23 protein-coding genes are annotated in these 26254 nt (G+C 65.1%); 7 read left to right on the top strand and 16 right to left on the bottom strand.

Features of this window, described 5'->3' with window-relative positions; translation table 11 throughout:
• Positions 1-36 precede the first annotated feature (36 nt).
• Positions 37-501 carry a DinB family protein gene (locus KF785_06940; GenBank protein MBX3146493.1) on the top strand — a complete coding sequence of 155 codons (465 nt, stop codon included), beginning with the start codon at positions 37-39 and terminating at the stop codon, positions 499-501.
• A gap of 61 nt (positions 502-562) precedes the next feature.
• Here the strand turns inward: KF785_06940 and KF785_06935 are convergent, their stop codons facing one another.
• The 6 genes from KF785_06935 to coxB all read right to left on the bottom strand — a co-directional run bounded on the left by KF785_06935 (position 563) and on the right by coxB (position 7024).
• Positions 563-1531, bottom strand: a complete 969-nt coding sequence (locus KF785_06935; GenBank protein MBX3146492.1) for a glycerophosphodiester phosphodiesterase — start codon at positions 1529-1531, stop codon at positions 563-565.
• Between the two features lie 5 nt (positions 1532-1536).
• Positions 1537-2943, bottom strand: coding sequence for a M20/M25/M40 family metallo-hydrolase (locus tag KF785_06930; GenBank protein MBX3146491.1), 1407 nt, complete (start codon positions 2941-2943; stop codon positions 1537-1539).
• On the bottom strand, positions 2940-3287 hold the full coding sequence (locus KF785_06925) for a cytochrome C oxidase subunit IV family protein (protein MBX3146490.1): 348 nt from the start codon (positions 3285-3287) through the stop codon (positions 2940-2942). Before KF785_06925 ends, KF785_06930 begins: the two co-directional genes overlap by 4 nt.
• 15 nt (positions 3288-3302) lie before the next feature.
• Positions 3303-3962, bottom strand: coding sequence for a cytochrome c oxidase subunit 3 (locus KF785_06920; protein MBX3146489.1), 660 nt, complete (start codon positions 3960-3962; stop codon positions 3303-3305).
• 75 nt (positions 3963-4037) lie between these two features.
• Positions 4038-5906, bottom strand: coding sequence for a cytochrome c oxidase subunit I (ctaD, locus tag KF785_06915; GenBank protein ID MBX3146488.1), 1869 nt, complete (start codon positions 5904-5906; stop codon positions 4038-4040).
• An 11-nt stretch (positions 5907-5917) separates the two neighbouring features.
• On the bottom strand, positions 5918-7024 hold the full coding sequence (coxB, locus tag KF785_06910) for a cytochrome c oxidase subunit II (protein MBX3146487.1): 1107 nt from the start codon (positions 7022-7024) through the stop codon (positions 5918-5920).
• A 346-nt stretch (positions 7025-7370) separates the two neighbouring features.
• Here coxB and KF785_06905 point away from each other — a divergent pair, with 346 nt between their 5' ends.
• The 3 genes from KF785_06905 to KF785_06895 are packed head-to-tail and all read left to right on the top strand — an operon-like array spanning position 7371 to position 8658.
• A complete protein-coding gene (locus KF785_06905; GenBank protein ID MBX3146486.1) occupies positions 7371-7841 on the top strand; it encodes a GreA/GreB family elongation factor in 471 nt (156 codons plus the stop codon).
• Between the two features lie 3 nt (positions 7842-7844).
• On the top strand, positions 7845-8210 hold the full coding sequence (locus KF785_06900; GenBank protein ID MBX3146485.1) for a co-chaperone GroES: 366 nt from the start codon (positions 7845-7847) through the stop codon (positions 8208-8210).
• Positions 8194-8658: a DUF983 domain-containing protein gene (locus tag KF785_06895; GenBank protein MBX3146484.1), complete on the top strand. Its 465-nt coding sequence runs from the start codon at positions 8194-8196 to the stop codon at positions 8656-8658. The genes KF785_06900 and KF785_06895 overlap by 17 nt, the downstream gene beginning before the upstream one ends.
• Here the strand turns inward: KF785_06895 and KF785_06890 are convergent.
• The 5 genes from KF785_06890 to KF785_06870 all read right to left on the bottom strand — a co-directional run bounded on the left by KF785_06890 (position 8630) and on the right by KF785_06870 (position 15352).
• Entirely contained in the window at positions 8630-9556 is a 927-nt protein-coding gene (locus tag KF785_06890; protein MBX3146483.1) for a DUF4349 domain-containing protein, read from the bottom strand. The two genes, KF785_06895 and KF785_06890, sit on opposite strands and share 29 nt — an antisense overlap.
• Positions 9557-9681: 125 nt before the next feature.
• Positions 9682-11304 carry a type IV secretory system conjugative DNA transfer family protein gene (locus KF785_06885; GenBank protein ID MBX3146482.1) on the bottom strand — a complete coding sequence of 541 codons (1623 nt, stop codon included), beginning with the start codon at positions 11302-11304 and terminating at the stop codon, positions 9682-9684.
• A 15-nt stretch (positions 11305-11319) separates the two neighbouring features.
• Complete coding sequence (locus KF785_06880) at positions 11320-12057, bottom strand: hypothetical protein (GenBank protein MBX3146481.1); 738 nt, start codon at positions 12055-12057, stop codon at positions 11320-11322.
• Positions 12054-13703, bottom strand: coding sequence for an amidohydrolase (locus tag KF785_06875; GenBank protein ID MBX3146480.1), 1650 nt, complete (start codon positions 13701-13703; stop codon positions 12054-12056). The genes KF785_06880 and KF785_06875 overlap by 4 nt, the downstream gene beginning before the upstream one ends.
• A 5-nt stretch (positions 13704-13708) precedes the next feature.
• Positions 13709-15352 (bottom strand): amidohydrolase, encoded by a 1644-nt coding sequence (locus tag KF785_06870; protein ID MBX3146479.1) that lies wholly within the window; start codon positions 15350-15352, stop codon positions 13709-13711.
• Between the two features lie 275 nt (positions 15353-15627).
• Between KF785_06870 and KF785_06865 the strand changes: the two genes are divergently transcribed.
• Genes KF785_06865 through KF785_06855 form a run of 3 tightly spaced genes read left to right on the top strand, consistent with a single transcriptional unit; the run spans position 15628 to position 21276 of the window.
• The gene (locus tag KF785_06865) at positions 15628-15966 is read left to right on the top strand and encodes a PadR family transcriptional regulator (protein MBX3146478.1); all 339 of its coding nucleotides are present in this window, start codon (positions 15628-15630) and stop codon (positions 15964-15966) included.
• The gene (locus KF785_06860; GenBank protein ID MBX3146477.1) at positions 15963-18638 is read left to right on the top strand and encodes an ABC transporter permease; all 2676 of its coding nucleotides are present in this window, start codon (positions 15963-15965) and stop codon (positions 18636-18638) included. The genes KF785_06865 and KF785_06860 overlap by 4 nt, the downstream gene beginning before the upstream one ends.
• Before the next feature lies 1 nt (position 18639).
• The gene (locus KF785_06855; protein ID MBX3146476.1) at positions 18640-21276 is read left to right on the top strand and encodes an ABC transporter permease; all 2637 of its coding nucleotides are present in this window, start codon (positions 18640-18642) and stop codon (positions 21274-21276) included.
• Between the two features lie 100 nt (positions 21277-21376).
• Here KF785_06855 and KF785_06850 read toward each other — a convergent pair whose 3' ends face one another.
• From KF785_06850 to KF785_06830, 5 genes are all read right to left on the bottom strand, one after another.
• Positions 21377-21772: a type II toxin-antitoxin system VapC family toxin gene (locus tag KF785_06850; protein MBX3146475.1), complete on the bottom strand. Its 396-nt coding sequence runs from the start codon at positions 21770-21772 to the stop codon at positions 21377-21379.
• Between the two features lies 1 nt (position 21773).
• Positions 21774-22025, bottom strand: coding sequence for a hypothetical protein (locus tag KF785_06845; GenBank protein MBX3146474.1), 252 nt, complete (start codon positions 22023-22025; stop codon positions 21774-21776).
• 260 nt (positions 22026-22285) lie between these two features.
• A complete protein-coding gene (locus tag KF785_06840) occupies positions 22286-23512 on the bottom strand; it encodes a PQQ-dependent sugar dehydrogenase (protein ID MBX3146473.1) in 1227 nt (408 codons plus the stop codon).
• A 43-nt stretch (positions 23513-23555) separates the two neighbouring features.
• A complete protein-coding gene (gene paaZ, locus KF785_06835) occupies positions 23556-25607 on the bottom strand; it encodes a phenylacetic acid degradation bifunctional protein PaaZ (protein ID MBX3146472.1) in 2052 nt (683 codons plus the stop codon).
• 55 nt (positions 25608-25662) lie between these two features.
• Complete coding sequence (locus KF785_06830; protein MBX3146471.1) at positions 25663-26247, bottom strand: TetR family transcriptional regulator; 585 nt, start codon at positions 26245-26247, stop codon at positions 25663-25665.
• Between the last annotated feature and the right edge of the window lie 7 nt (positions 26248-26254).

The following is a 26254-nucleotide window of genomic DNA, read 5'->3' as shown; positions in this document are numbered from 1 at the left end:
TGCCGAGTCGTGCCGATCCCGCCAACTTCTTGACGTATGAGTCCGCTCTCCGATTTGATCCATGGTCGCGGGGTCCATATCGACCCGATCCGGTGTGTCGAAGACCTGACGCGAGAGCTGGCCGCTCAGAACGTTCCGGACCTGCCGCACAGTATCTGGCAGATCCTTGGCCACATGAACTACTGGATCGATTGGGGCCTCAAACGGATCGAAGGTGTCGAAACCGGCCTTGAGGACGAGCAGGCCAGCTGGCCGACGATAGCCGGGCTGGAGGACGATCTCGCCTGGCAGCACGAAGTGGGCTTCTTCCGAACCAACCTGGATCAGCTGGCAACGCTGGCCGATGCACGGGCCTCGACCCTGTCGCGCATTCTCGACCGAAACACCGGCCGGACCGTCGAGGGGCTTCTCTGGGAATTGGTACTGCACAACAGCTACCATCTGGGCCAGATCGTCCAGCTGCGCAGACTGCTGCACGCCTGGCCGCCTTCAGGCCGCTAGCTGCCAGGGCCCGACTCGTCGCCAGGCGCCACCACCGAACTGCGGCCGATGGCGCCCGTCTTCATTGACTGCGCCGGCCGAGAGCCCGCACCGCAATATCGGGAAAGTCGGTAAAGATTCCATCGACGCCGAGATCGGCAAAGTGCCGTACTTCGCGCTCTGCATCGCCGTCATACCCAGCAGGCAAATACTCCGGATCGGCTCGCAGAGTCCAGACATGAACGAACAACCCGGCCCGATGCGCCTCGGCCACGAGCGTGGTAGGCGGGTCGAGCCGTCCCTCCGCACCAATCGGCTGGACCAGTTCCTTGGCCACACCGATGCCATCGACATACTCAGCCAGGGCCTTCAGTCCGCCGCTCGCGATCAGGTCGGCATAGGCGCGGAGGTCTCCCGCCAGAACGAAGTCGGCCGGGCGTCCGCGCGGCTCGATCAGCTGGACCAGGCGGAGTCGAGTCCGTTCCCGGGCCCAGCGCAGGTTGGCCGTCTCGAACGACTGGATATAGACAGGATCCCCGCGTTCTCGATACCCGAAACGGTCGAGCGTCAGCAGCAGTGCTTCGGTAATCGGGAGGCCCAACGCCTCGTGGTGACTGGGATGTTTGGTTTCCGGATAGATCCCGATTCGTCGACCCAGCCGTCGCTCCTCCGCCTGAACGAAGTCGATTACCTCGTCCAAGGTCGGAATCTGGTACAGGCCGTCGTGATCGTGAGATCGGAAGCTGAGCCGTTCGCGGGCCCGCAGCGTCCTGATCTCGGCGAGGGAAAAGTCCTCGACGAACCAGCCGGTATACTCGGCACCATCGATGAGGGCAGTGCGGCGTCGTTCCGGGTACTTGATCGCGGCATCGGTGGTCTGGCCGATCTCGTTCTCATGGCGCGCCACCAAGACGCCGTCCCGCGTCATCACGAGATCCGGCTCGATGACGTCGGCGCCCTGGGCAATGGCGAGCCGGTAGGATTCGAGGGTGTGTTCGGGGCGGTACCCCGACGCGCCGCGGTGCCCGATCACGATCGGCCCGGGCCGCATCGGGCTCAACTCACGCCAGGATTGGTCAGACTCTTGACCAGGCGGTACATGAACTCGAGACCCTCATAGAAGGCCTCGGCCGAGATGCGCTCATTCATGCCGTGCGCACCGCTGTCTCCGTAGAACAGGCCGGACACACCATAGACCGGGATGCCGGCGTTTCGAAAGTAGAGCCCGTCGGTAGCTCCCGTACTCATGGTCGGCAGAACCGGTACGCCGGGCCACATCTCTGCGGTAACCCGCTCGATCTGCTTCATCAGCTCGGGTGTGAGTGGTGAAGGCGGGCTGTCGGTGGCGCGACTGACCGGCGTGATCGACACCTTCGGATTGGCGATGATGCCTTCGAGCGTCTGCTGCACCTGCTCCGGCGTCTCGTCGGGCAGGATCCGACAGTTCACATTGGCGCGGGCCCGTTGCGGCAGTGCGTTTCGGGCGTGTCCCGCGTTGAGCATGGTAGCCACGCATGAAGTGCGCAGCATCGAGTTGTAGCCTGGATCGGCCGACAAGGTCCCAGCCGCAGCCGCATCCCGTTCGTTCGCCACGATGGCGCGCATCGCCGCACCCAGCTTGGGCTCGACCAGCGTCGCCGTCCTGGTGAAATACGCCCGCGTCACTTCATTCAGTCGGACCGGGAAGTCAAACGCGCCGATGCGGACGAGCGCCGCACTCAAGTGGCTGATGGCGTTGTCTTTGACCGGGCGGGAACTGTGTCCGCCCGGGTTGGTCACCTCGAGCGTGAAATCCTGGACCTTCTTCTCGCTGGCCTGGACCGCGTTGGCCACCTTGACGCCATCGCGCAGCTGGCCGCCCCCGCCCTCGTTGAGGACGAACTCGGCATCAACCAGGTCGCGGCGATTCTCGAGCAGCCAGACCACGCCGTTGTCCGGACCACCCTCTTCGTCGGCGGTCAGCGCCACAATGATGTCGCGATCGGGTACGTACCCTTCCGCCTTCATCCGCATGATCAGGGCGAGATGAATTGCCCCCTCATCCTTGTCGTCGGCCACGCCTCGACCGTAGAAGGTGCCGTCACGCTCGAGAAACTCAAACGGCGGGAGGGTCCAGTCGGCCGGGTTGGCTTCAACCACATCGTGGTGCGAAAGGAGCAGGATCGGCTTCTTGTTCGACGAACGACCCCGCAACCGCACGATCAGATTGCCTTTGTTCGGTGCCGACTCGACGACCACGACATCGGATGCGGGGAAACCAGCCGCGCGGACGCGGGCGGCCATGGCTTCGGCCGCCTTCGTCATCTCGCCGCCGGATTGTGAGGTATTGTAGCCGACCAGCTCGGCGAGAAGATCGCGGGCTACCTGCTCCCACTGCGTCAGTTTCCGATCCTGCGCGCCGGCCGCCGACACGGCCCCGGAGACGAGGGCGAGCCCGACGAGGCCGGCGCGGGAAAAGCTCATGGGAAGGTCGTCTTGATCCAGTACTCGTGGAGTACGATGAGTGCGAGAATGATCGCGGCCGCAATCAGGAGCGGCCAGACAAACAGGTGGCTCAGCAGTGCCGAATCCTGCTTGAGATGCATGTAGAACATTGCGACCAGCGCGAACTTTGCGGCCGACAAAATCAGCAGAATCGGGACGACGAGCGGCTCGATCACACTGTGGAGCGGCATGGTCGGCCGCACACCGATTTCGTAGGCCAGCACCTCGAGTGCCGTCAACGCGAACAACACGACGCCGATCTTGACGTAGAGCCCGGGCGTCGGATGCGCGTGCTCGGAATGGCTTTCGCTATGGGATGCCATGGTTCGGATCCTTCCTCAGCGCATCAGGTAGACGACGGGGAAGATCACGATCCACACCACGTCGACAAAGTGCCAGTATAATGCGGCCAGTTCCAGGTTGAGCGCCTTCTCAGGCGGCAACTTCCCGCGAATGGCCAGGACCAGCATCGTGGCAAGCCAGATCACGCCGATCGAAACGTGCGTTCCATGGAAGCCGGTCAGGGTATAGAAGGTCGACCCGAAGAGATTGGTGCTGAACCCCAACCCCTTGTGGAAAAAATGGTAGAACTCGTAGACCTGCATGCCGACGAAGAAGAGACCGGCAATGACCGTGGCTGTGAGCCAGCCGATCATCATCTTGCGGTTGCCCTTCTGCGCGCCGTAGAGCGCGAGCACCACGAAGAGCGAGCTGAACAACAGGACCGCCGTGCCGAACGTGACCAGCGGAATCTCGAAGATGGCCTCGCAGGTCTGCTTGGTACCGTTGATGACGCACTCGGAGGCCTCGTGCGGCAGCGGACCAACCAGACTCTTGCCTTTGTAGACGAGATAGGTCGAGATCAGAGTCGCAAAGAACAGACACTCTGACCCGATAAAGGACCAGAGGGCTATCTTGCGGTTGTCAATGCCGGTCGACGTCCAGTGATGCTCGTCGATCGCGCCCGGCTCGGCAGGTTGGGATGCGGCGTGTGCCACGTGTCAAATCTCCAGTTTATCTAGCGGGCGAGCCGTAGCTCGCCCCGTCCCGATCAATGGTTGCAGCCGCGGTGTTCAGTGCGCCGGTTCGAAGGCCCACCGGTACACGCCGTAGAACAGCCAGAGCGCGCTGAAGATCGTGAAGATCCACCAGCTCGACCAAGTCCGGATGAACAGCAGGCTGAAGAACAGCAGGAACACGCCGATCGCGGCCACCAGCGGCCAGTACGACGGGTTCGGCATATGGATGTCTTCGCCGCTGACCGGCTGCGGCTCCGGCAACTCGCCGCCTGCCGCGCGCCGCGCATCCCACTGCGGCACCGAGCTGTGCACCACCGGCAGCTTCGGGAAGTTGAACTCCTGCGGCGGCGACGGAATCGACCACTCCAGGGTCGCGCCGCGCCACGGATCGGCAGGCGCATTGGCCGGCCCGCGCCAGGTCTTGATGATGTTGATGATGAAGACCAGGAAGCCGAATGCGATCATGAACGAGCCGTAGGTCTCGACCCGGTTCCAGAACTCGAAGCCGAGGCCTTCCGGATAGGTATACACCCGGCGCGGCATGCCGTGCAGGCCGAGGAAGTGCATCGGGAAGAAGGTCAGATTCATCCCGATGAACATCAGCCAGAAGTGGGCCTTGCCCAGCTTCTCATCGAGCAGGCGACCGAACATCTTCGGCCACCAGTAGTACGCGCCGGCCGTCAAGCCGAAGATGGCGCCACCGAAGAGCACGTAGTGGAAGTGCGCCACGATGAAGTACGTGTCGGTCTGCTGCAAGTCGGCCGGCGGCGACGCATGCATCACGCCCGACAGACCACCGATCACGAAGAGCGCCACCATCGCGATCGCCGAGAGCATGGCTGTCGTATACCGGATCGAGCCGCCCCACATGGTGCCCAGCCAGTTGAAGATCTTCACACCGGTCGGTATCGCGATCACCATGGTGGCAATCGAGAAGAAGGTGTCGGCAAACGGTCCCATGCCGGTGGCGAACATGTGGTGACTCCACACGCCGAATCCGACGAAACCGATGAAGATGCCCGAGAACACCATCGCGGTGTAGCCGAAGAGCGGCTTCCGCGAAAAGACCGGAAGAATCTCCGACGTGATACCGAACGCCGGCAGAATCAGGATGTAGACCTCCGGATGTCCGAAGATCCAGAAGAGGTGCTGCCACATGACCGGATCGCCGCCGCCATCGGGCATGAAGAAGCTCGACCCGAAATTGCGGTCGAACATCAGCATGATGAGCGCGACGGTGATGACCGGGAAGGCCAGCACCAGCAGCACCTGCACCACGAAACTCATCCAGACGAACATCGGCATCCGGAGCATCCGCATTCCGGGCGCCCGCATGTTGATGATGGTGACGAAGAAGTTGACTGCCGCCGCAACCGAGGCCACACCGAGGATCTGGAGGCCAAGCACCCAGAAGTCGATGTTGAGCCCCGGCGACGGCGCCGCAGCCGTCGCCGGAATCACCCGCGATGACGTCAGGTTGGCATAACCGAACCAGCCCCCATCGGGCGGCGCGCCCACCACGAAGCTCGCGTTGATGAAGAGGCCGCCCAGCAGGAAGACCCAGTAGCTGAAGGCGTTGAGCCGCGGAAACGCGACGTCTCGTGCCCCGATCTGGATCGGGATGAAATAGTTGAAGAACATCGCCGACAGCGGCATGACCCCGAGAAAGATCATGGTCGTGCCGTGCATCGTGAACAACGCGTTGAACGTATCCGGATCGACCAGCTTGCCGTTCGGCCCGGTCAGCTGCATCCGCATGATCAACGCTTCGATCCCGCCCAACAGAAAGAACAGGAACGCGGTGGCACCATACATGATGCCGATCCGCTTGTGATCGACCGTCGTGATCCAGCTCCAGATCCCGGTCTTCGGGTGAACGTGCGGAAGCGCCGGAGGACGATGCTCGAGTACCGAGGTTGCCATGGCTCGTCGCCTTATTTGTGCATCCGGAGATACGCGACCAGCGCGTCGATCTCCGGTTCAGTGAGCGGCCGGGGCAGGATCATGTGACTGCCCTTTTTCATCGCCTGCGGATCCCGAAGCCAGGCGGCAAGGTTCGTCGGCGTGTTCTCATACATATTGCCGCCGATCGACACCCTGCTGCCGAAGTGGCTCAGGTTGGGGCCGCGCAGCGTCATCGCACCCGCCAGCGGGGTCCCAGCCATGGCGTGGCACGTCATGCAGCCACCGGCCACGAACGCAGCCTGACCCTTGGTATGGATGGTGTCAGCCTTCCAGGCGCTGTCGACAGCCGCCGGAACCCGGCCACCCTCGACCAGGGGCGAGCCGACCTGCCGAGCCGCAACCCAGGCCTCGAAATCGGCGTCCGACTTGACGATGACCCGAAGGCCCATCGTCGCATGCTGGATACCGCACAACTCGGCGCACTGCCCACTGTAGTCGCCGGTCGAATCGGCCGTGAACCAGAGCGGATTGATCTTGGGATACTTGGTGTTCGGAAAGACCGGGAAAACGTCCCGCTTGGCGGCCAGCTGCGGCGACCAGAAGCTGTGCAGCACGTCGGCGCTCCACATCTTGAGGCCGATCATCTTGCCGACCGGCACCACCATTTCGTTGGCGGTAACCACGCCGAGTTTGGGATAGCGGAACTCCCACCACCACTGATGCCCGATCACCTCGACCTCGACCTCGGGGTTCGGCGCAGGCAACGAGGTCTTGAAGATCGTCTTGACGGTCGGCACGGCAATGAACACCAGAATGATCGCAGGAACGACGGTCCAGACGATTTCGAGGGTCGTATTGCCGTGCGTCTGCTCAGGCTCCGCATCGCCGGGCTTGGCCCGGAACCGCCACAGCACATAGATCAGCGCAGCCTCAACCAGAACGAAGACAGCCATGGCCCACCAGAATGTCTGGCGGAACAGGCTGTCGATCAATCGGGTAAAGTCGCTGCGCGGATCGAGTGTCGTCTGCGGATAGTTCGGGTAGCTGTCGGCACACGCGGCGACGAGAAGGACCAGGCCCAAGAGGGCAACCCTGGCCATCCACGCGCGCTTGACGCGGTTGGGGCTTCGTTCCATGCGCTGCAAATCCGAGATTGATGAGGATTCGTAGTGAGGCCGGGGAGGCCACTCCCACGACGGGCGGAAGTTTAACTGCGACAAGAGGTTGCGTCAAGAAAATCATTCAGCCGAAGGCCCGGCAAATCCGAATACCGAACCCCCGATTACAAGGGTGCCCGACCGAACCAGGTCCCTGCTGCACACGCCGATCATATACCACGACATACCAATCACTTAGACACGTTCGAAGGACCCGTTTCGCTCCGACCCGATTGTAGGTACCTTACGATTTGGCGGTTGGTTCGCCCTGTGCCCGGCTGCAACCCAGCCGGGCCAGCGTCTTTTCTGGAGCCCGGAGTCGCCCATGATCCGTGAGATGCGAGAAAAACTCGGCGCCGAGATCGAAGCGCTGACGCATGAACTCAAGATCACCTTGCCACAAGCCATTGCGACGGCTGTTGCCCTGGGCGACCTCCGGGAGAACTCGGAATACAAGGCCGCCCTGGAACGCCAGCAGCTGGTCCAGGCCCGGCTCGGTCAACTCCATCAGCGGCTCGCCCAACTGACCCAGCTCGCCAACACCGAGGCTCCCATCGATCGGGTCGGCCTGGGCTCCAAGGTGACCGTGATCGACGTCGAGACCGAGGAAATCGAGACCTATCAACTCGTGCTGGCCGAGATGATGGACATCGACGCAGGGCATATCTCCCTGATGTCGCCGCTGGGTCGCGCCCTCAACGACCGCAGAGTCGGCGACGAGGTCACCCTCCGGCTGCCGACCCTGATCCGCCGCCTCCGCGTCACCGAACTCGTTACGGTTCACCAGGCAGGATAGACCATGGAGTTCCCGAAGAAACTGCTCGTCGTGGGCGACCGGGTCCTCGTCACCCCGGAAGATGGTGAGGAGCGAACCCGAGTCGGGCTCTACCTGCCGGCCACCGCCATGGATACGCAGCAGATCCAGGGCGGCCTGATCGTCGCCACCGGACCGGGCGACCCGGTGCCCGATGCCTCGAGCTTCGACGAGGAGCCCTGGCGCGCCCTGGAAAAGACTCCGCGCTTCCGCCCCATGCAGGCCCGGGTCGGTGATCACGCCATCTTCTTCCGCAAAGCCGCGGTCGAGATTTCCTTCGAAGACAAGAAGTACCTGGTGGTTCCCCAGGGCGCGATCCTGGTGCTGGTGCGCGATGAACTCCCCATCTGACCCTCAGGTCAGACCCGCGAAGCCGCTGCCCCGACCGAAGACCATCTTCAGCCGAGCGCTCCGTTTGCGCTGCCCCGCTTGCGGCGGCCGGCCAGTCCTGCTCAGCTGGCTCAAAGTTGCGCCGAACTGTCCCACCTGCGGCTTCCGCTTCGACCGCCACGAGCCAGGCTACTGGATCGGCAGCTACAGCATTAACATCTTCGCGACCGAAGGCGTCTTCGTCGTCTTTTTCGTCATCGGGATGTTCGCCACCTGGCCGGACGTGCCCTGGACCAGGCTCCTGTTCATCGGACTGGGCATCGCGGTCGTCACACCCTTTATCATTTTCCCCTACGCCCGGATGCTTTACCTGGCCCTCGACCTGAGCATTCGTCCCCCGGAGCTCTCGGACCTCGCCGACCCGGCGGAGCCGAACCCGCTCAACCGAGGGCGGACCCTTCGGAACTGATCGACCGCGGTGCGGCCGGCACCAGGCGACGTCGCCAGGAGCGTACCCCGAACCCGACCCCGACCAGCACCAGCCCGACCGGCACGATCACGCCAAGCAGCGCAATGCCGCCCGCCACCACGCCCACGAAATTCCGCCACGCCTCCTTGAACGCATCCCGTATCACGTTGTCACCGGGGTTGCCGACCAGCGGTCCGGATTCGAAGACCGTAACCGACAACGTGCTCATGGCCACCTGGCGCTCGAGATACCGCAGCCGCCCCTCGTAGCGCTCGATTTCCTGACGAACCCGGGCCAGCTCGCGCTCCACGCCAAGCACCTCTTCGAGCTTGCCGGCCCGGGTTGCCAGCAGGGTGACGAGGCGTTCTTCCAGTCGCTTGGCATTGGCCGTCCGCGCCGAGATGTCGACATACTCCTCGCCGACATCCTGAGTCGACGTCGAGGCATTGGTCACCCTGCCGATGCCGCTCAACTGATCGAACGCAGCCTGATATCGTGCGGTGGGCAGCTTGATTTCGAGCGTGGCACTCCGAGCAGCCTGCTCACCCGTCTGAAACGAGCTGTTGGCTACGTAGCCACCCATCAGACCCGCGACCTCGGTCACCCGCCGAATCGCGGCCTCGAGGGTGTCGACTCGAATCGAGGCGTATCCAGTGCGGATCAGCATCCGATCGGGCAGCACGACCGGCATTGGCGGTTCCGACGGCACTGGCTGGGCAAATCCGGCCGCGTCGGCAGCCATGCTTCGAGTGGCCTGGTTGCCAAGCAGCCCGGGCGCAACCTTGGCCGGCACCGCCAGCTCACCCGCCGGCAGCTCCACCTCCGTCGGACCATCGGACCCGCACCCGACCAGCATCGCACCCAGGAGCATCACGGCAGCAGCGATTCGACCCGACATACCACGTTCCTTTAACCGAAGTGGTCCGGGAGATGCGCCTGCCTCCGAAACGTGCACAGGCCGGCACCCCTTTCGGATGCCGGCCTGTGATCGAGCTCAATGACCCGGTGGCTGAGACTGCCGGATCAACCCGGCGCAGATGGCGGACGCCCGGTATCGCCCCATCCCGCGAGCAACACTTGAAGCAGCCGATCCGTTTCTCCCACCCTGACCGGCTCGGCCGCCTCGTCTGATTCCTCCTCTTCATCCATCTGGGACAGGAACGCCGGTACTGGCAGCGGAGCAGGAACTGCCGGTTCAGGCCGCTCGAACAATCGGATCCGCGGCGGATCCTTCGGCAGGATGTTCTGATCCGGATCGAAATACGGATTGGCATCGAACAGGCCCTTGAAGGGCGGATCAAAGCGGTAGTTCGGTACCCGGGCAATCACGGGCTGATCGCCGCTGATCTGTAGAATCATCTCGTGATTCTCGAGGTCGACGATGGCGTCGGGCGTCCCGAATCCCGTCAGCTCATGCAGGTCACGGGCAGCGAGCGAGTTGAAGGCCCCGAAGCATTGCAGCACCTGACAGTTGTTGACCATGGTTTGCCAGTCCGACGGATAGAGCAGCCGAAGCTGGCTCAGATCCTGCCAGAAACTCCAGGTCCGCATCCCATAGCCGCGCAGCAGCGTGATCGCCTGCCGCAATTGCGGCAGGGTGCCCAACTGTGCGGCCTCGTCCAGAAGAAACAGCGTAGCCTGCTTGGCCCGGCTTCGCCGCCGGGTGATCGCCGTCATCAGCGTGGCGATCCAGAGCCGAAGCAGCTTGCCGTGGCTCTCGAGCATATGGGGTGGGACCACGATGTAGATCGAGAGCGGCTTGCCTAACGTCACGTCGTCGAGGTCGAAAGTGGTCTCCCGGATGGCATTCTGAACCAGCGGGCCCCGGAGGAAGTCGACACCATCCTGCGCCACGGCGACGATCGAGCCGCGGGTCTCGGCGGCACCGACCGCGAGCGACTGTGCCACGGCGCGGGCCTCGGGGTGCACCGAGATCCGCATTGCCTCGATCAGCTTGTCCGGATCGCCGGAACTCAACCCGATCAAGTTCCGCACGGTGTTCAGATTACGTTCTTCGACGGGATAGTCCGCAATCGTATGCAGAATGACCCCGAAGAGGAGGTGCGCCGCCCGCTCGTACCAGAATCGATTCTTCTCGTCCTGCCTGTGATCGATCAGAACCCCGGCCAGCGCCGCCGCTTCATCCACCGTCGTGGCCGAGGTCGGGTCGAGCATATCGAGGGGATTGAGCGCCGCCGCCGGCTGATCGGTAATGCCGATTGGATCGAGCACGATGACCTGATGACCCAGCTCGCGCCGCCGCCGCGCCGTGATGGCGACGTTTTCCCCTTTCGGATCGATCGCGATGATCGGCCCGTCGTACCGGAGCAGCGCCGGGATGATGCACCCTACCCCCTTGCCCGCCCCGGTCGGCGCAACGGTAATCAGGTGACCATCGGTCTCCATCAGAATCGGATCGATGTAGCCGGAACGCGGCGCGCGCTGCGCATCGCCGGCCCCGAAGCCCATCGGGCGGCGCCCCCGCTCCATTTCGAGCGACCAGCCGATCAGCAGACCAGGCGTACCCAGGCTGTCGGGCATCTTGAGGGTCGCCATCGGCCGCTGCCGCCGAGCGCCCGCCGCATCATCCTCCCGCCCAGCCATCGATGCCCAGGTATCGGGCAGCCGCCGTCCATCCGGACTCATCTCACCGCTCCATCGTTAGGCATCATACCCCTCGTCATCGACGATCCTGAAGGGCGGTCGGAAGAGTTCACGTCGGACCCGCAAGCGGGTCACGGGCTCGTCGTCGACCATGGTGATGTTGCCGGTGGGCTGCACCGAGAACGTGGCATGAAACAGGCTGCCGCCGTAGAGGACCGAGCCGTGCCCGAGATAAGTTCCGTCCCCACCATGGACGGAGGCCTGTCGCAGAGACTTGGAAGCGGCCAGGACCGCCGCGCGGGCCTCCGCATCCGCAATCGGCAGCAGATCAAAGGGCGACTCGACGATCTGGAAGCGCCCCTCCTCACCATGGATTGCGCTGCAGAAGAACCGCAGGTAGTCGAGGGCCAACGCCGGCTCCTTGATAGCCAGCGCCCCGGTTCCGTTCAGGTCGTGAATCGGGTTCGAGCTGCCGTCGATCGTCGTGATGCCGCCAGGTCCGTAGAGGAAGGCCAGCAGCCCGGCCTCGCCGTCCGGCAGCACCGCCTCGACCTCCGCAAGAATCCACCCCGGATAGCAGCGCGGCCGCATGGCACGAACCCGGACCGGCCAGTGCTCTACGAACAGCCGCCGGAGTCGTTCCGATTCCGCCTTCTGCGCATAGCGGAGCAACAGGGGCACCGACTCTGCCATCGTCAGGTCCCGCCAGTCTCCCGCAATGAGCGGCGGCGCTGCCCACGCCTCGGACTTGGCCAACGCTGGCGCGCCGGGTACCGCAGTGTCCGGTGCGGTCACGGAGTCGCCACAGGACCACAGCTGCCGTTCGGCGCACGCACCATCGGATACTTCACGCCGAGCTGCTCGAGATAGGTCGGATACTTGGACGCGTCATAGTAGAAGGGCCGCATCTTGTCTCGATACCGCGCCAGAATCCCCTCATTGAGATGAATCGCCGGCCGGTCCTGCGGACGAATCAGCGGCTCGTACTTGACGTCCTTGGTCTGCACGTTCCGATAGTAGTCCCAGGCATCGGTCACCAGCTGCGGCGTGAGCAGAATGTCGAGCATCGTCATGGCCAGTGCCTTGGCACCCGCCGTGGCACCCTTGTGCGCAACCGGCGTTGCCATCGCAATCGCGTCGGTCCAGTTATGACCCGGCAGACCCGGAATGTTGGACGGGAAGCGGAGCGTGACCGATGGCAGGGCCCAGGTCACGTCACCGATGTCGTCCGACCCGCCGCCCCGCATGTCTTCCGGACGCGGCGGTGGACGCAGCTCGCCGACCTCAGTATTGAGGCCCTGCTCCCGCACCTTCATCTCGACCTGAACCGCCTTGGCAAACCGCTGATCGTCCTCCGACCACTCCGGCATGCCCACAACTTTGATGTTCTCGTGCATGGCCTCGGCAATCGGCTTGTTATGGTGCTGCGGCCAGGCGGAACCCAGCACGCGAGTCGGCTCGAGCGTGGTGCCGGTCATCATCGCGGCCCCAAGCGCAATCGAGTCGGCGACAGCCCAGACGTACTTGATGTTCTGGTAGTCGGTGTCGCGGAAGTAGTACCAGACCGACGCTACCTGCGGAACGACGTTGGGCTGGTCACCGCCGTTACTGACGATGTAGTGCGACCGGTGCGACAACCGGAGATGCTCACGCCGGAAATTCCACCCGACGTTCATCAACTCGACCGCGTCGAGCGCGCTCCGCCCCCGCCACGGTGCACCAGCCGAGTGCGCCGAGGTGCCACGGAAGGTGTACTCGACCGAGACGAGCCCGGTGCCGTCGGGCTGCCCCCACGAAACACCCAGGGTGTTGGCCACGTGGGTAAAGATGTTGATGTCGACGTCCTTGAAGAGCCCCGCCCGCACGAAGTACGCCTTGGTTCCGATCTGCTCCTCGGCCACACCCGGCCAGAGCTTGATGGTGCCGGGAATCTTTTCACGCTCCATCAGGCGCTTGACTGCCAGCGCAGCGGTGATGTTGAGGCCCTGGCCCGCGTTGTGTCCCTCACCATGGCCCGGGCCACCAGGCACCATCGGCGCCCGGCACGCCACCCCGGGGAACTGCGAGGCCTGCGGAATGCCATCGATGTCCGAGCCCAGCGCGATCACCGGCTTGCCCGAACCCCAGGTAGCGACCCAGGCCGTCGGAATACCGGCATAGTTCTCCTCGATCGTAAAGCCCTCGCGCCGCAGGATGTCAGTCAGGTACTTCGAGGTTTCGAACTCCTGGAAGCCGAGTTCACCGAAACTGAAGACCTGGTCAACCATTTCCTGGGTCGCTTTGGCACGGCCCTGGACGTCGCTGACGACCTCCTTCTTGAGACGGGCCAGACGCGGATCGGGCCGAGCGGTCGACCTGGTCTGGGCCAGGAGGCCGGCATCGGCCAGGAAAACGAGGGTACCCAGGAGTAGGAGTTGGCGCATTGGTCGCTCCATGTGCATGACAATCAGGGACGGGGCCGCGGTCCGCAGCTGCCGTCGGCCGCGCGCAGCGTGGGATAGCTCACGCCAAGCTGGTCGAGGTAGGTGGGATACTTGGCTGCGTCATAGTAGTAGGGTCGCATCCGGTCGCGATACCGCGCCAGGATCGGCCCGTTCAGTTCGACGGCCGGACGATCCTCGGCGCGCACGAACGGCTCGTACTTCAGGTCCTTGGTCTGTTCATTGCGAAAATAGTCCCACGCAGCCGTCACGAGCGCTGGAGTCAGCAGCACATCGATCATGGTGAGGGCCAGCGCCTTGGCCCCGGCGGTCGCACCTTTGTGAGCGATCGGCGTCGCCATCGCGATCGCGTCGGCCCAGTTGTGCCCGGGCGTGCCGGGCACGTTCGAGGGATAGAAGAGCTGTACCGTCGGCACCGACCACGAGACGTCGCCGATGTCATCCGACCCGCCACCCCTGCGCTCCGCGGCCGGGGGCGGTCGGTCCAGCCCGCGAGCGATGGTATCGAGACCACGCTCGGGCATTTTTAGTTCACGCTGAATCGCCTTGGCAAATCGGACGTCGTCGTCCGACCACTTCGGCATTCCGACGCGCTTGATGTTGGCCCCCATGGCTTCCGCCACGGGCCGGTTGAAATGGGGCGGCCACGCGGCACCGAGCACGCGGGTGCTCGCGAGGGTGGTGCCGGTCATCATCGCGGCGCCCCGGGCCACCGAGTCGGCCACGGCCCAGACGCTCCGGACGCCGGACGCCTCGATCTCGCGCAGGAAGTACCAGACCGACGCGGTCGACGGAACCACGTTAGGCTGATCCCCGCCATCCCGGACCGTATAGTGGGACCGGTGGTCGAGCCCGAGATGCTCGCGCCGATAGTTCATCCCCACGTTCATCAGCTCGACCGCGTCGAGCGCACTCCGGCCGCGCCAGGGCGCCCCGGCGCTGTGCGCACTGGCGCCTTGGAATGTGTACAGGAGCGAGACAAGGCCGCTGTACCCATTCGGGGCTTCCGACGGCGTCGTGAAGTTGTGGAAGACATGAGTAAAGAAGCTGACGTCGACGTCCTTGAAGAGCCCGTCGCGCGCGAAGAACGCCTTGGCACCGAGCTGCTCCTCGGCAACCCCAGGCCAGATCTTGATCGTGCCCGGCAGCCGCTCCCGTTCCATCAGCCCTTTGACCGCGAGCGCTGCCGCGATCACCACCGCCTGGCCGGAGTTGTGACCCTCGCCGTGACCAGGGGCGCCGTCCACCAACGGTACCCGGCAGGCAACGCCCGGCATCTGCGAGGCCTGCGGAATCGCGTCGATATCAGAACCGAGCGCAATGACCGGCTTACCCGAACCCCACGTCGCCACCCACGCGGTCGGCATCCCGGAGATGCCCTCGGTGACCGTGAAGCCCTCATTGCGCAGGAGTCCGACGAGATAGCGCGACGTTTCCGATTCCTGGAAACCGAGCTCGCCGTAGCTGAAGATCTGGTCGTTGATTTCCTGGACCAGCTTGGCGCGTGCCTCGACCAGGGCCAGTGCTTCGCGCTTGAGCGGCTCGAGCCGGCGGTCGGCACCGGCCGCTCGCGTGCCAGTTTGTGCGCCGGCTGGCACCGCAGCCGCAGCCAGAAGTGCTCCAAGGAGGACGCAACGAGACCGCATCATGACTCCGGTCGGGGGAACGGGGTACGGCAGGATCTGACGGCAGATTGGAATCCTGCAAACTACGCCGAGCCGACCCACTCCGGGAGGGCGGCAACGAAAGCCCGAAACGGCGTGTCCAACTCTATATGGGCACGGCTTGGCTGCCTCAGACCGGTCGGACCGCCTGCGTTACCCGCGTTTCTAATTCGTCCGACACCCCTTCGATACGACGCCCTCTTGCGGGAAACCTGCCAGGACATAGATTGTCTATCCCCTAGATGAACGATGCCCCTGCCATGGCGCCCGATTCCAAGCGCGATCTCCTCCCCGGCACGCTCGACATGTTGATCCTGAAGACCCTCACCGCACAGTCGATGCACGGTTACGGCATCGCGCAGCACATCCAGCGGCTCTCACAGGACGTGCTCAAGGTCGAGGAAGGGTCGCTCTATCCGGCCCTGCAGCGGATGCGACAGAAGGGCTGGATCAAGGCCGAGTGGGGGGTAACGCCCAACAACCAGCGGGCGCGGTACTACACCGTCACGACGGCCGGTCGCCGACAGCTCGGTGAGCAGGAAAGCGGCTTTGCCGACTTGGTCGCAGCCATTGCGCGGGTCATGAAGCCAGCCCAATGACCTTCCGCGAGCTGCTGGCCAAGCTGCGCGACTGGCCCAGGCGCGACCGGCTCGATGCCGAGCTGGCTGAGGAGCTGCGCTTTCACCGGGCACAGCTGGAGCGCGACGACGGCTCGGCAGCCGTCCGCCGGTTGGGCAACCTGACCCGCCTCAAAGAGAACACCCGGGATATGTGGTCGATCCGCTGGCTCGACGATCTGCTGCAGGACATTCGATATGCCCTGCGCGGTCTCCGTCGCTCGCCCGGATTCGCGGCAACGGTCATCCTGACGCTCGGGCTTGGCATCGGCGCCAACGCGGCGATGTTCGGGGTGATCGACCGGCTGATGTTCCGGCCCTATCCGTACCTGCGCGATCCTGCCACGGTGGATCGGGTCTATCTGCAGCTCAGCGGTCGCAACGACGCCACCACCACTTCGGTGAGTTTCCCCTATACCCGCTATCTCGATCTGCGGCGCTGGACATCATCCTTTTCCGAATCCGCGGCGTTCGTGGCGGCACGCCATGCGATCGGGAGCGGTGAGGATGCGCGGGAACACCCTGTCTATGGCGTGAGCGCCTCGTTCTTCGACTTCTTCGAGGCGCGACCTGCAGCAGGCCGATTCTTCGGGCCGGCCGAGGATGCACTGCCGGCGGGCACCGACGTCGTGGTGCTCGGCCATCGATTCTGGCAGGCCGAGCTCGGCGGCCGGAACGTTTTGGGCGAAACGATCCAGATCGGCTCCGCACGTTACCAGGTAGTGGGTGTGGCACCGCCCGGCTTCGTGGGCGTCGCGCAGACCCGCGATCCGGCCGTCTTCATTCCGATCACGGCCTACGCGGTCCACGAAGGCTGGGGAGCCCCGACCGACTACCATCATCAGTACACCTGGGACTGGACCGAGATGATGGTCCGCCGTAAGCCGGGCATCGATCGTGACCAGGCGACCGCGGACCTGACCGCGGCGTTCGTCCGGAGCCGGGTGGCCGCGCGCGCGGTGCATCCGAACTTCCTGCAGACCGAACGCGCCAGCCCGCGCGCGATGGCCGGGCCACTGCAGACGGCGGCCGGGCCGGACGCCGGCCTCGAGATGCGCACGCTGCTCTGGGTCGCGGGCGTCGCCGCGATCGTGCTGATCATCGCCTGCGCCAACGTCGCCAATCTGTATCTGGCGCGCGCGGTCGGCCGGCGGCGGGAGCTCGCATTGCGCCTCGCGTTGGGGGTAAGCCGCGGGCGTCTGGTCCGCCAAGCGCTCACCGAGAGCCTGCTGCTCTCGCTGATCGGCTGCGCCGCCGGTCTGCTCGCCGCGCAATGGGCCGGCATCGGGCTCCAGCGGATGTTCCTGCCATTCGCGAGTTCGTTCGACGTGGTAACCGACTGGCGGACCCTGGGCCTCGCCAGCGCCGCTGCGCTGCTGGCGGCAGTAGCCACAGGGGTCGCTCCCGTACTGTTCGCCCGGCGCGAGTTGCCCGCAAGCCGGCTCACGACGGGCAGCCGCGCCGGCTCGGCGGACCGGTCGCACGCCCGATCGATGCTCCTGGTGGCGCAAGCTGCGCTTTCCGTCCTCCTGCTGGTGGGCGCCGGCCTCTTCGTGCGCAGCTTGGTGCGCGTTCAGGCGCTGCCGGCCGGCTTCGATCCCGAACCGGTACTCCTGATGGTCTGGGAACGCCGCGGCTCGGCGACTAGCCCGGCCGAACGCATCGCCGTTCGCGACCACATCCTCGAGGCGGCCCACCGGCTTCCCGCCGTCGAGGCCGCGGCGTGGGTCTCCAGCGTCCCGATGCAGGGCACCTCGACATTCGGTCTCGCCGTGCCAGGCATCGATTCGGTGACGCGCCTCGGACGGTTCAGCTATCAGATTGCTTCGCACCGGTACTTCGACGTAGTGAAGACCCGCATCCTCCGCGGCCGGGCCTTTACCGGCGCCGACCGGGACGGCAGCCCGCCGGTCGTCGTGGTAAGCGCCGCGATGGCGCAGACCTTGTGGCCCGACCGGGATCCGCTGGGCCAATGCATTCGCGTGGGCTGGATGAACCGGCCGCCCGAGACGATGCCCTGCACCACCGTGATCGGTGTCGCCGAGGATGCGCTGCAGGACCCGTTGGCGGAGCGCACCTTGCGTTACTACCTGCCGCAGGCCCAGCTCGACGAGGGCGGCTGGCAGCTTGCGCTCCGCATCCGAGGTGACGCCCGCGCCGAGGCGGAGGGCATCCGGCGGGCGCTGCAGCGGGAGCTGCCCGGCCTGTCCTACCTCTACGTACAGGCCATGGGCGACATGTATACCCAGCGCCACCGCTCCTGGCGGATGGGCGCCACGATGTTTCTGGCCTTCGGCGCGTTGGCGCTGGTGGTGGCTGCGATCGGCCTATACGGGGTGATGGGATACGACGTGGCGCAACGGATGCACGAGCTCGGTGTCCGTACGGCGCTCGGCGCGCAGCGCGCGAACCTGGTCGCCCTGGTGCTCAGGCGCGCACTCACGCTCACGCTCGCCGGCGTGGCTGCGGGCCTCGTCCTGGCGCTGATCCTCTCCGGGTGGATCGAGCCGCTCCTGTTCCGGCAGTCGGCGCGCGACCCCCTCGTCTACGGCGGTGTTAGCCTGGTACTGGTGCTGGTGGCCCTCATCGCCACCGCCCTGCCGACCCTGCGGGCAACGCGGGCCGACCCCAACACCGTCCTGCGGAGCGACTGAGATGAGCGAGTGGCTGGCCCGGCTTCGCGATCGCTTCCAGCGCGGGCGCCTCGACGCGGAGTTGGGCGAAGAACTTCGCTTCCACCATGAATCGCTGACACGAGATGGCGGCGCCGGCGCTGCGCGGCGCCTGGGCAACCTGACACAGCTCAAAGAGGACACGAGAGATATGTGGTCATTCCGCTGGCTGGACGAGTTGGGCCAGGATGTCCGCTACACCATGCGCAGCTTCAGGCGTACGCCCGGCTTTACGGCGGCGGCCGTGCTGACCCTGGCCCTGGGCGTCGGAGCCACCACCGCCATCCTGAGCGTCGTCAATGGCGTGCTGATCCGACCGCTGCCATATCCGAACGCCGATCGCGCCGTCCTCGTCTGGACCGGCGACCCGCGCTCACCCGGGACGAACCTGCCGTTCAGCCTGCCCGACTTCGTCGACCTGCGCCAGGAGAGCAAGACGTTGGAGCAGGTGGCCGCTTTCCGGAGCTGGAACTTTACCCTTGCCGAGCAAGGCGAACCCGAGCAGCTGGCCGGCGCCAACGTTTCACCCGGACTCTTCGAGGTCCTCGGAGTGCGCCCGGCCCTCGGCCGCACCTTCGCGCGCGACGAGGAGCAAGCGGGTGGCGTGGTCATCATCAGCGACCGGCTCTGGCGACGACGATTCGGGTCCGATCCCGCCTTGCTGGGCCGGTCGGTGGTGCTGAACGGCGTTGCCCGCACGGTCATCGGCGTGATGCCGCCCGGATTCCACTTTCCGCGCGGCGCCGAGCTGCCATCGGGATTCCAGTTCGGCAACCGGACCGACCTGTGGGCGCCGCTCGAGACTAGCGGCCTGACGCCGCAGCTCCGCGGTCAGCGGAACCTGGCCGTCGCGGCCTTGCCCAGAGCAGGCGTCGACCGGGCAGCCGTCGATGCAGACCTGGGCCTCGTGATGCGCTCCCTGGCCGAGCGCTATCCGAACTACCATGCGGAAACCACCATGAGGGGGGCGCCGATCCTGGAAACCGCCGTGGCCCCCGTCAAACCGACCCTGCTCGTGCTGCTCGGCGCCGTCGGATTCCTGCTCCTGATTGCGTGCGTCAACGTATCGAGTCTCCTGCTGACCCGAACCGAGGCACGGCGGCGGGAGATCGCTGTGCGGACCGCCATCGGCGCAGGCAGTGGCAGGTTGACCCGGCAATTCTTCACGGAAAACCTCGTCCTCGCGATCGTCGGCGGCGGACTGGGTGCCCTGGTTGCTGTGCTCACGAAGCAGGCGCTGCTCAACCTCGCGCCGATCGACCTGCCCCGACTCGACGATGTGGTCATCGACTGGCGCGTCCTGAGCGGCATCATCGCGCTGGTGGCCGCGATCGGCACTGGACTCGGCGCGCTGGTTGCTTCGGAAACGCGGCATGCCGACCGCAGCACTCTGCTGCGGGACGGCACGCGAGGCAGCGCGGGACCGAAACGGCATCGGGCTCGGAACGGACTCGTGGTCCTGCAGGTCGCCGTGTCCGTGGTGCTCCTGGCTGGCGCGGCTCTCCTGGCCCAGACGCTTCGCAACCTGCAGAATCAGGATCCCGGGTTCGCACCGGCAGGCATCATCTCGGCCAAGCCGATCCTTCCGGTTGCTGCCAGCGATTTCTCACGATTCCTCGAGGCCAGCGTTCGCTGGCGGCAGGTCTATCGACAGGCAATCGACGAGCTTGCCGCCCGACCGGGCATCGTCCAGGTCGCCGCGATCAGCAGCCTACCGCTGAGCGGCGCGTGGGAGTCGAACGCATTTACGGTTGCCGGGCGGCCGCCCCTTCAGGCGCACGAACGGCAGTTCGCGCTCTTTGCCGGGGTCTCCGAGCAGTACTTCCAGACCCTCCGCATTCCGCTCGTCCGGGGTCGCTACTTCGACGCAACCGACCGGGACTCGTCGGCAGCCTCGATCATCATCAGTGAGGCGGCGGCGCGCGCCTACTGGCCGAACGAGGACCCGATCGGAGCGCGGGTCGAGGGCATGTTCGGCCCGCCGGTCACAGTCGTCGGCATCGTCGGCGACGTGCGGCATCGTGATATGGTGTCGGCACCGGTGCCGATGATGTACCTGCCGATGTCTCGGTACACCACGCCGGCCATGACGCTGGTCGTGCGCGGAGAAGGGGCGCAGGCCGGCACGATCGCAACCATTCGGGATGTTGTCCGACGGCTCGATCCGAGCGTGCCGGTCACCGCAGTCGCGGCGGTCGACGACATCGTCGCCGAGTCGGTGGCTCGGCAGCGATTCAGCACGATCCTGATCGGTGGGTTCAGTCTGGCGGCGGTGGTGCTTGCCGTACTCGGGCTGTACGGGGTCATCAGCTACAGCGTCGCTCAGCGCGGCAAGGAACTGGGGATTCGGCTGGCACTCGGCGCGGCGCCAGCGTCGGTTAGACGGCTGGTGATGAAGGAGGGCCTCACCCTGGCTATCGCAGGTACGCTGCTCGGCTTGGCAACGACCCTCCTGCTCGGTCGCACGCTGACGACGCTGGTGTACGGCGTCAGTCCGAGCGACCCGCTCACCCTGGCGGGGGTCACACTCCTGCTGCTCGGCGTGGCGACCGTCGCCACCTTCATTCCTGCGCGGCGGGCAACTCGGATCGACGTGGTGAGCGTACTGCGAGACGAGTGAGCGCCTGATCACGTCGCCGGTGGCGCTGGTATCCGATTCCAGGCGGGGCCAGCCGGGGGGGGGGAAACATGGCGTGGGCACCCCGCCGTCCCTCATACCGTTACCTCAGGCGCACGAGCCCTGGCATGCGATCGAAGTCGGCGTCGAACGACATGACCCGAGTGACCCGGTGACGCTCCATGACAGCGACGTGCAGCGCATCGCGGGCCCGGAGCGCAGGCCGACCCAGCACGATCGTCTTGGCGCGCTCGACATCGGCCAGGGTGACATCGAAAACCTGGTCGACCACGCCGGACAGCGCATCGAACGCCGGTTGGATCGCGTCCCGGCGCTCGAGCGCTGTATAGCGGTGCAGGATTTCCTGAAAGACCTCGACGCTCGTCACCAGCTTTTCCCGATCGGTGATGGCGCGCTCCAAGATCCGCTGCGCGTCCACCTTGAGCGGATGGTCCGCGCCGACGAGATATATCGGGATGTTTGAGTCGACAAAGATCATCTCAACGCTCGTCGAGATAGCCGCGCTCGATATCCCGGAGCATGAGGTCGATATCGGCGGTTGGATAGGCTGCTCGCGCCGCCTCCCGCACCACCGCAAGCTTCCGATCAGGGCCGGACGCCGGCTCCAGCCGGCTCGCCTCGCGAATCAGGCGGCGGACCCACTCGGAGACTGTGAGGCGGTGCCGCCGCGCGGTCCGCTGGAGATCCCGATACTCGCCATCGTCGACGATGACCTGAAGACGCTTACTCATGCCATGAGTATAACCCACAGCTTCCATAAGTGCAACATCCTGTTTGGGCCGACTCCAGATATATACAGGCCACACCGCCAGCGGGTACCATTTCGACGCATTCGCTGTCGATACCACAACACCCTGGCAGGAGCTCAGGCCCGAGGGCGTGTGGGCCTCGGGCCTGCCGATGTCCTGCCAAGGTCGAAGTCGAAGAAGCGACGCTGACACAGGTCAGGGCGAGATACGGCCCGCCTGGCACAGGGAATGTCGTGCCAGGCTTACTTTCGAGGGACCAGCTTGACCAGTTCGCCCTTGGGCTGATCCGTGACCAGGTACAGCAGGCCATCGGGCCCCTGCCGCACATCCCGAATCCGGAAGCGATGGTCGACGAGCAAATGCTCTTCGCCGGTGACACGACCCTTCTCGATCACCACGCGCACCAGGCGCGCCGAGCCGAGTCCGCCGATGAACAGATTGCCGCGCCACTCGGGGAAGGCATTGCCGGTATAGAACTGCGCACCGGAGGGCGCAATCACCGGATCCCAATAGTAGACAGGCTGCTCGGTACCTTCACGGGTTGTGGTCGAGTTGGGCATCGGCTGGCCCGAGTAGTCCTGCCCGTAGGTCGCCCACGGCCAGCCGTAGTTCTTGCCCTTCTGCACCAGATTGAGCTCATCGCCGCCGGCCGGCCCGTGCTCGATTTCCCAGAGCCGCCCCTCGGTGTCGAAGGCAGCCGCCTGGATGTTGCGATGGCCGTAGCTCCAGACCTCAGCTGCCGCGCCCGCTCTGCCAACGAACGGGTTGTCCTTTGGTACGCCGCCGTCGGCCGTGATCCGGACGATCTTCCCGAAGTGGTTGTCGACATCCTGCGCTCGCGCCCGGCTCTCAGGACTGAACCGGTCTCCAAGATTGACAAACAGCAAGCCGTCGCGATCAAACGCGAGTCGCGATCCAAAGTGTCCGGGCAACCTGGAACCGGGCTCCGATCGGAAGATGACGCGGACCTGCTCCAGCCGACGACGATCGGCTGAGAGGACACCGCGGGCCACGCTGGTTCCAGTCAGGCTATCGGCCCGAGGTTCCGTATAGCTCCAGAAGACGGTCCGGTCAGTTTCGAAACGGGGACTCAGCGCGACATCGAGCAATCCGCCCTGGACTCGGTACACGACGGGCGGCACGCCCTCGATCGGATCACCGATGACACCCGCTGCGCTGACGATGCGCATCCGTCCTGGCTTCTCGGTGACCAGGAAATCTCCGCCAGGCAGCGGTTCGACGGCCCAGGGATGTTCCAGTCCCTGCGCAACGACAACAACGTCGAATGCCGTTCGCGACTGCACCGCGCAGGCCCGCGTCATACCCGGGTGCGCAGGTGGACGCCCCGCTGCCGTGGTCGGGCGCGTCTCGAGCGGCGTGCAGCCGGCCGTCTGAGCAAGCCCGCTATCGGCAAGGACGGCGCCCACCCCAAGCGCCGCAAGAACACCTAACGACCACGAATGACGCATACCTGCTCCATTGAACCAGAGTTCCGGGTCCTCGCCCGCGGCATCAGGCCGCCGGGCGGCGCTCCACCAGCGTCAGGATCGAGTAGACCGCGCAGATCTCCCCCTCCTGATTCGTCACCTCGACATCCCATTCAACCACGCCCTGCGGTACGCCGTCGGCCGGCGTTTCCTTCAGAGTTTTCTGCTTGGCCGTAAAGCGGACGGCAATCGTATCACCCGGGTAGACGGGCTTGGTGAAGCGAAGCCGTTCGAGGCCGTAGTTGGCCAGCACCGGCCCCTTGGGCGGATAGACGAACAAGCCGGCAGCTGCGGAGAGCACGAAGTACCCATGGGCCACGCGCCTGCCGAACAGCGGCGACTCCTTGGCCGCAATCTCGTCGGTATGGGCGTAGAAGTAGTCGCCCGAGATGCCAGCAAAGTTCACGACGTCCGCTTCGGTGACCGTACGCCGGTGCGTGAACAGCGTGTCGCCGATCTTGATGTCGTCGAAATACTTCGAGAACGGATGCGCCACGTCGGTCGGGGTGTCGGCGCCCTTCATCCAGAGATTGGTGATTCGGGTCAGGGTCTCCGGTGATCCCTGAATCGCGGTGCGCTGCAGGTAGTGCATCACCCCGCGAATACCGCCCATTTCCTCGCCGCCACCGGCGCGACCCGGGCCGCCATGAATCAGGTGCGGCATCGGCGAGCCGTGGCCGGTCGACTCCCCGGCCGAGTGGCGGTTGATCACGAGCAGGCGACCGTGATAGGCGGCCGTGCCGAGCACAATCTCACGAGCCACGCGGTTGTCAGCCGTAAAGAGCGAGCCGACCAGGCTGCCCTTGCCGCGCTTGGTGAGCTCGATTGCTTCGTCGACGTTACGGTAGCCCATGACCGTGTTGACCGGGCCGAACGCTTCGACGTCGTGCACGTACTCGCTGCCGAGCGGATCGGCGCAGTGGAGCAGGACCGGGGCAAAGAAGGCGCCCTTGTCCTTGTCGGCGCCTTTGACCGTAAAGTCGTCCAGGCTGCCGTACGCTATCGTCGCCGCCGACTTGAGCAGCTCGACGTTCTTCCGCACCTCGGCCACCTGTCCCCGCGTGGCGAGTGGGCCCATCCGGACGCCGTCGACCGAGGGATCGCCTAACGTGGCGCCGCCGAGTCGCTTACTCAGCGCCTCGATCACGGCGCCGACCAGCGGCTCGGGCACGAAGGTGCGGCGAATCGCGGTGCAGCGCTGTCCCGACTTGAGCGTCATCTCCCGAGCGACCTCTTTGATGAACAGGTCGAACTCGGGCGTGCCCGGCGCGTCGTCGGGGCCCAGCATGCAGAAATTGAGCGAGTCCGCCTCCATGTTGAAGCGGATCGACTCCTCGATGATCTTGGGGTGCGCGCGCAGCTTGCGACCGGTTGCCGCGGAGCCCGTGAAGGTCACCACGTCCTGTAGAGTCAGATATTCGAACAGGTCGCCCACGCCGCCGACAATCAGCTGCAGCGCCCCTTCCGGCAGGATCTTCGACTCGATGATGGCCCGCACCACGGACTCGGTCAGGAAGCTCGTCGCGGTGGCCGGCTTGACGATCGACGGCATTCCGCCGAGGAAGGTCGGGGCCAGCTTTTCCAGCATGCCCCAGACGGGGAAGTTGTAGGCGTTGATGTGGACGGCCACGCCTTCGAGCGGCACCGCAATGTGGCGGCCGACGAAGGTGCCCCCCTTCGAGAGCGGCTCGAGGTCGCCATCGATGTAGAAGGTCTCGTCGGGAAGCTCGCGTCGACCCTTGCTCGCAAAGGTAAAGAGCGTGCCGAACCCGCCTTCGATATCGACCCAGGAATCATTCCGGGTTGCGCCGGTGGCCTTGGAGACCTCGTAGAACTCTTCCTTCCGCTCCATCAGGTACGCGGCCAGCGCCTTGATCATCCTGGCGCGTTCGTGGAACGTCATCTTGCGCAGCACCGGTCCGCCGACTCGGCGGCCGTACTCGAGCATCGTTCTGAAGTCGAGTCCTTCACTGGACGCTTGCGCCACTGGTTCGCCGGTCACGGCATGCAGCAGCGTAGCCGCCTTGCCCGCTCCAGCCACCCACTGTCCCTGCGCATAAGAAGCTAGCGTACGCACCGATCACTCCTCGAATTGACGGGTCCGTCGCCGGGGGCGACCGACCGTTGCGGCGTCAGGCCGCGTGATCCGCACCGAGCGCCCGGAAGGTGAGCGCGGCAAAATGGTCGGCCACCTCGTCGATGCTCAGCGAGGCGGCCGGTTTGAACCACTGGTAGCTCCAGTTGAGCACCGAAAGCACGTAGATCGCGGCGAGCTTGGGGTCGGCGACCCGAAAAACACCCTCGGTGACACCCTGGTCGATGGTACGACGGAAGATCGCTTCGTACGCATCACGGCGGCGGGCTATCTCCCGACGACGAGTGTCGGAGAGACACTGCCATTCGTTCGAGAACACGGTCGCCGAAGACAGCTCGGCTGCGACGGTTTCGAGATGGCTGCGGATCAGACGGCCGAGCCGGCTCACCGGATCCGGGTCGTCGGCAACCGCGTCGGCGGACCGCTGGAAACGGGCGGCGATTCGGTCGACGATCTGCCAGAGAAGGTCTTCCTTGGACTCGATATGGGCGTAGAGGCTGCCACCCTGGACGTCGAGTTCGCGGGCGAGGTCGCGCACGGTCGTACCGTGGTAACCCCGGCGGCTGAACATCGCGCCGGCAGCCTGCAATAACTCTTCTTTACGGGTGATCGTCGTGGTCATTCAGGGC

Source organism: Gemmatimonadales bacterium (genome assembly GCA_019637315.1).
GTDB lineage: Bacteria > Gemmatimonadota > Gemmatimonadetes > Gemmatimonadales > GWC2-71-9 > SHZU01.
The sequence above is the reverse complement of the archived record's forward strand: the minus strand, read 5'-3'. Positions and strand labels throughout refer to the sequence as shown.

Excerpts from the sequence above, each read along its gene's own strand:
- KF785_06935 (MBX3146492.1), bottom strand. The coding sequence starts at position 1,531 with ATGCGGCCCGGGCCGATCGTGATCGGGCACCGCGGCGCGTCGGGGTAC.
- KF785_06845 (MBX3146474.1), bottom strand. The coding sequence starts at position 22,025 with ATGAGTAAGCGTCTTCAGGTCATCGTCGACGATGGCGAGTATCGGGAT.
- KF785_06830 (MBX3146471.1), bottom strand. The coding sequence starts at position 26,247 with ATGACCACGACGATCACCCGTAAAGAAGAGTTATTGCAGGCTGCCGGC.
- KF785_06860 (MBX3146477.1), top strand. The coding sequence starts at position 15,963 with ATGACCTTCCGCGAGCTGCTGGCCAAGCTGCGCGACTGGCCCAGGCGC.
- KF785_06940 (MBX3146493.1), top strand. The coding sequence starts at position 37 with ATGAGTCCGCTCTCCGATTTGATCCATGGTCGCGGGGTCCATATCGAC.
- KF785_06865 (MBX3146478.1), top strand. The coding sequence starts at position 15,628 with ATGGCGCCCGATTCCAAGCGCGATCTCCTCCCCGGCACGCTCGACATG.
- KF785_06850 (MBX3146475.1), bottom strand. The coding sequence starts at position 21,772 with ATGATCTTTGTCGACTCAAACATCCCGATATATCTCGTCGGCGCGGAC.
- KF785_06870 (MBX3146479.1), bottom strand. The coding sequence starts at position 15,352 with ATGATGCGGTCTCGTTGCGTCCTCCTTGGAGCACTTCTGGCTGCGGCT.
- KF785_06855 (MBX3146476.1), top strand. The coding sequence starts at position 18,640 with ATGAGCGAGTGGCTGGCCCGGCTTCGCGATCGCTTCCAGCGCGGGCGC.
- KF785_06900 (MBX3146485.1), top strand. The coding sequence starts at position 7,845 with ATGGAGTTCCCGAAGAAACTGCTCGTCGTGGGCGACCGGGTCCTCGTC.
- KF785_06885 (MBX3146482.1), bottom strand. The coding sequence starts at position 11,304 with ATGAGTCCGGATGGACGGCGGCTGCCCGATACCTGGGCATCGATGGCT.
- KF785_06840 (MBX3146473.1), bottom strand. The coding sequence starts at position 23,512 with ATGCGTCATTCGTGGTCGTTAGGTGTTCTTGCGGCGCTTGGGGTGGGC.
- KF785_06875 (MBX3146480.1), bottom strand. The coding sequence starts at position 13,703 with ATGCACATGGAGCGACCAATGCGCCAACTCCTACTCCTGGGTACCCTC.
- KF785_06905 (MBX3146486.1), top strand. The coding sequence starts at position 7,371 with ATGATCCGTGAGATGCGAGAAAAACTCGGCGCCGAGATCGAAGCGCTG.
- KF785_06895 (MBX3146484.1), top strand. The coding sequence starts at position 8,194 with ATGAACTCCCCATCTGACCCTCAGGTCAGACCCGCGAAGCCGCTGCCC.
- KF785_06925 (MBX3146490.1), bottom strand. The coding sequence starts at position 3,287 with ATGGCATCCCATAGCGAAAGCCATTCCGAGCACGCGCATCCGACGCCC.
- KF785_06930 (MBX3146491.1), bottom strand. The coding sequence starts at position 2,943 with ATGAGCTTTTCCCGCGCCGGCCTCGTCGGGCTCGCCCTCGTCTCCGGG.
- ctaD (MBX3146488.1), bottom strand. The coding sequence starts at position 5,906 with ATGGCAACCTCGGTACTCGAGCATCGTCCTCCGGCGCTTCCGCACGTT.
- coxB (MBX3146487.1), bottom strand. The coding sequence starts at position 7,024 with ATGGAACGAAGCCCCAACCGCGTCAAGCGCGCGTGGATGGCCAGGGTT.
- KF785_06890 (MBX3146483.1), bottom strand. The coding sequence starts at position 9,556 with ATGTCGGGTCGAATCGCTGCTGCCGTGATGCTCCTGGGTGCGATGCTG.